The sequence below is a fragment of the Amycolatopsis vancoresmycina genome, assembly GCF_000716785.1.
GTDB lineage: Bacteria > Actinomycetota > Actinomycetes > Mycobacteriales > Pseudonocardiaceae > Amycolatopsis > Amycolatopsis vancoresmycina.
Window position 1 is genome coordinate 1 of record NZ_JNYY01000047.1, and the last position, 1,373, is coordinate 1,373.

At 66.9% G+C, this 1,373-nt stretch carries 1 protein-coding gene; it reads left to right on the forward strand.

Annotated features, from left to right (window positions below):
- A partial coding sequence (locus OO60_RS44240) for a family 2B encapsulin nanocompartment shell protein (protein ID WP_033263636.1) occupies positions 1 to 1,373 on the forward strand: 1,373 nt, incomplete at both ends.

Below are 1,373 nucleotides of genomic sequence, written 5' to 3' on the forward strand. Positions count from 1 at the left end.
CAGGCGCCCTCGAGCCTGAGCCGGGCCGCGGCCCGCACCCTGGCCACCACCACCAAATCCGTCCCCCAGATGCAGGGCATCTCCAGCCGCTGGCTGCTCAAACTCCTGCCCTGGGTCGAGGTCTCCGGTGGCGCCTACCGGGTGAACCGCCGCCTCTCCTACGCCGTCGGCGACGGCCGCGTCACCTTCACCACCACCGGCACCCAGGTCCGCGTCATCCCCCCCGAACTCGGCGAACTCGCCCCCCTCCGCGGCTACGACGACGAAGACGTCCTCACCGAACTCGCCAACCGCTTCACCCAGCACGACTACCAACCCGGCGACACCCTCGTCGAATTCGGCTCCCCCGCCGACCACGTCTACCTCATCGCCCACGGCAAAATCACCAAAACCGGCACCGGCGCCTACGGCGACCACGTCACCCTCGGCACCCTCGCCGACGGCGACTACTTCGGCGACACCACCCTCACCCAAGACGACCCCATCTGGGAATTCACCGCCAAAGCCGTCACCACCGCCACCGTCCTCACCCTCCCCCGCACCGCCTTCGACGACATCTGCACCCGCTCCGACACCCTCCAAACCCACCTCACCACCTACCTCACCCACACCACCACCGCCCGCAACGACCACGGCGAAGCCGAAATCACCCTCGCCTCCGGCCACGACGGCGAACCCACCCTCCCCGCCACCTACGTCGACTACGAAACCCAACCCCGCGAATACGAACTCTCCGTCGCCCAAACCGTCCTACGCGTCCACTCCCGCGTCGCCGACCTCTACAACCAGCCCATGAACCAAATCGAACAACAACTCCGGCTGACGGTCGAAGCGCTCCGCGAACGCCAAGAACACGAACTGATCAACAACCCCGACTTCGGACTCCTCCACAACGCCGACTTCGCCCAACGCGTCCCCACCCGCACCGGCCCACCCACCCCTGACGACCTCGACCACCTGCTCACCCTCGTCTGGAAAGACCCCGCCTGCTTCCTCGCCCACCCCAAAACCATCGCCGCCTTCGGCCGCGAATGCACCAAAGCCGGCCTCTACCCCACCAGCACCGAACACGCTGGCCACCACGTCCCCGCCTGGCGCGGCATCCCCATCCTCCCCTGCAACAAAATCCCCGTCACCGACACCGCCACCAGCAGCATCCTGCTCATGCGCACCGGCGAACAAAACCAAGGCGTCATCGGCCTCCACCAAACCGGCCTCCCCGACGAATACCAACCCGGCCTCAACGTCCGCTTCATGGGCATCAACGACCAAGCCCTCATCTCCTACCTCGTCTCCGCCTACTACTCCGCCGCCGTCCTCGTCCCCGACGCCCTCGCCATCCTCGAATCCGCCGAAATCGGCCGGGAGGAGTA